A 2,252-nucleotide genomic window follows, 5' to 3' on the forward strand; every position below is an offset into this window, starting at 1 on the left:
CGACGCCTTCCGCAGCATCGCTCGCGGTGGCGACCTGGCCACCGTGCTCGATGGCATGGACCAGGCGAGCGCCGCCGGAATCAAGATCAAGGTCAACATGGTGCCGCTGCGCGGCCAGAACCTCGACCAGGTGATGCCGCTGCTCGACTACTGCCTGGAGCGTGGCTACGAGTTGCGCTTTATCGAATTGATGCGCATGGGCCACCTCGCCAACGATTCCAACGCGTTCCTGCAGCAATTCGTCAGCCTTCAGCAATTGCTCAGCCTGATCGGCGAACAGTACGAATACCTGCAAGCCAACGCCCCGGTGGACGCCACTGCCGTGCGCTACGAAGTGCCCGGCAAAGGTTTCTTCGGTGTCATTGCCAACGAAAGCGTGCCGTTCTGCCGGACCTGTTCGCGTTTGCGCCTGTCGTCCACCGGCTGGCTGCATGGCTGCCTGTCGTCGAGCAACCGCCACTACGTCGGCGACCTGCTGGACAAACCCCGCCACCAGGCCCTGCCGGCCTTGCAGCGCTTGTTGGTCAAGGCCTTGGGTGACAAGCAGGAAGTGGCCTTCTCCGGCGGCGCCACCATTATGAAGATCATCGGCGGCTAGTCCCGCAAGCTGGCGCAAAATCTGCATCTCGTGCCCATTCGCCGGTTTTCCGTCACCGGCCTTTGGAGAATTAGGATGCGTAGTCTGGTTTTGGTGCTGGCGTCACTCGCGCTGGGTGGCTGCATGACCGTCAGTGATATGGCCGAAGGCACGCGCTATCAGATGAGCGATGCCGGGCTGCTGGACCACAGCGATACTCGCCGCGTCAATTCGGTCCGCATACAGCCGGACTCCTTCGTCTTCATCGCCCAGGGCGCCTTCACCCCGCCGGGCAGTGCTTATCCGCGGCCTAACGTGGTGGCCGAGGAAGCCTTCAACGGCTTTGTCGAATATTTCCCGATGGTCCGCCGCGCCCGCAAGCCGGAAGGCCTCGAGCAGGCGATGTCGGAAGCCCGCGCGGCGGGTGCGCATTACCTGCTGTACTGCCGCTTCGCCCAGGCGGATGACCGTATCGGCAACGCCGATGAATGGTCTGACCAGGAGGCGGTGGATCGCCTGGGTATCGACACCGGAACCATCCAGGTCATGTTGATCGAGACCAGTACCCAGTATTTGATTGATACTGTGCGCATCCATAGCCGTGGCGGTTTACTGACGTTCCACGACAACAAGCCAGATGACCTGATCGGCAAGCCCCTGGCGCACTACGCGCGCAGCCTGTTGGGCATGAGCGATCAGTAAGACACAAGGAGAGCAGCATGACCGATTCGGCCAAGGCCAATGAGTTGTTGGCGCAATTGCCCAAGGGCAAGGGGCCCGCGCCGGTGCATCTGTGGAACCCGGCGTTTTGCGGCGATATCGACATGCGCATCGCCCGCGACGGCACCTGGTTCTACATGGGCACGCCGATTGGCCGCAAGCCGATGGTCAAGCTGTTCTCCACTATCATTCGCCGCGATGGCGATGATTATTTCCTGATCACCCCGGTGGAAAAGGTCGGGATCAAGGTCGATGACGCGCCCTTTGTCGCCGTGACCCTGGAAGTCGAAGGGCAGGGCGAAAGCCAGGTCCTGCGCTTTACTACCAACGTGGATGAGCAGGTCGAGGCCGGTATCGAGCATCCGCTGCGGGTGGTGATCGACCCGGACACCCAGGAACCCTCGCCATACCTGCGGGTGCGCACCAACCTCGAAGCCCTGGTTCACCGCAATGCGTTCTACCAGCTGGTGGAGCTGGCGGTGACCCGTCCGATCAACGGTAAGAACTGGCTTGGCGTCTGGAGCGGCGGGGTATTTTTCCCCATCGGCCTGGAGCCCTGAGGCTGATTTCTCGCTATCCCTGAAATAAATCGCTTGCTGTAGCCGGGCGCTTTCGGTTATCAATTTGTACATGATTAGACATGTCCGATTTGATAAGAAAAAACGCGTCGTCGACGAGCTGATCCGCCGTATCGAGGGTGGAGTGATGGCTGACGGTGTCCTGCTGCCGGGCGAGCACCAACTGGCCGAAGAGTTTTCCGTCAGCCGCGGCACGCTGCGTGAAGCCCTGGCCGAACTCAAGCGCCGCAGCTACATCGCCACCCAAAGCGGTGTCGGCTCCATCGTCACCTTCGACGGCATGGTGCTCGACCAGCGCAGCGGCTGGGCCCAAGCCCTGGCCGACACCGGCGCGGTGGTGACCTCCGAAATCCTGCGCCTGGAAGCCGTCACCCGTC

At 61.7% G+C, this 2,252-nt stretch carries 3 protein-coding genes and 1 pseudogene; all 4 read left to right on the forward strand.

Annotation, left to right across the window (positions count from 1 at the left end):
- Nucleotides 1–598: pseudogene (locus tag HX846_RS18935) on the forward strand (radical SAM protein); the annotation flags it as partial.
- 75 nt (nt 599–673) lie between these two features.
- A complete protein-coding gene (locus HX846_RS18940; protein WP_063027950.1) occupies nt 674–1,279 on the forward strand; it encodes a DUF4823 domain-containing protein in 606 nt (201 codons plus the stop codon).
- A gap of 17 nt (nt 1,280–1,296) precedes the next feature.
- The gene (locus tag HX846_RS18945) at nt 1,297–1,857 is read left to right on the forward strand and encodes a DUF1285 domain-containing protein (RefSeq protein ID WP_177049271.1); all 561 of its coding nucleotides are present in this window, start codon (nt 1,297–1,299) and stop codon (nt 1,855–1,857) included.
- A gap of 70 nt (nt 1,858–1,927) precedes the next feature.
- A partial coding sequence (locus tag HX846_RS18950) for a GntR family transcriptional regulator (protein ID WP_178965888.1) occupies nt 1,928–2,252 on the forward strand: 325 nt, incomplete at its 3' end.

The organism is Pseudomonas sp. K5002 (assembly GCF_013386655.1).
Classification (GTDB): Bacteria; Pseudomonadota; Gammaproteobacteria; order Pseudomonadales; family Pseudomonadaceae; genus Aquipseudomonas.

Bases quoted from the DNA above. Each gene is read 5' to 3' on its own strand.
- HX846_RS18940 (WP_063027950.1), top strand. From the start codon at position 674: ATGCGTAGTCTGGTTTTGGTGCTGGCGTCACTCGCGCTGGGTGGCTGC.
- HX846_RS18945 (WP_177049271.1), top strand. From the start codon at position 1,297: ATGACCGATTCGGCCAAGGCCAATGAGTTGTTGGCGCAATTGCCCAAG.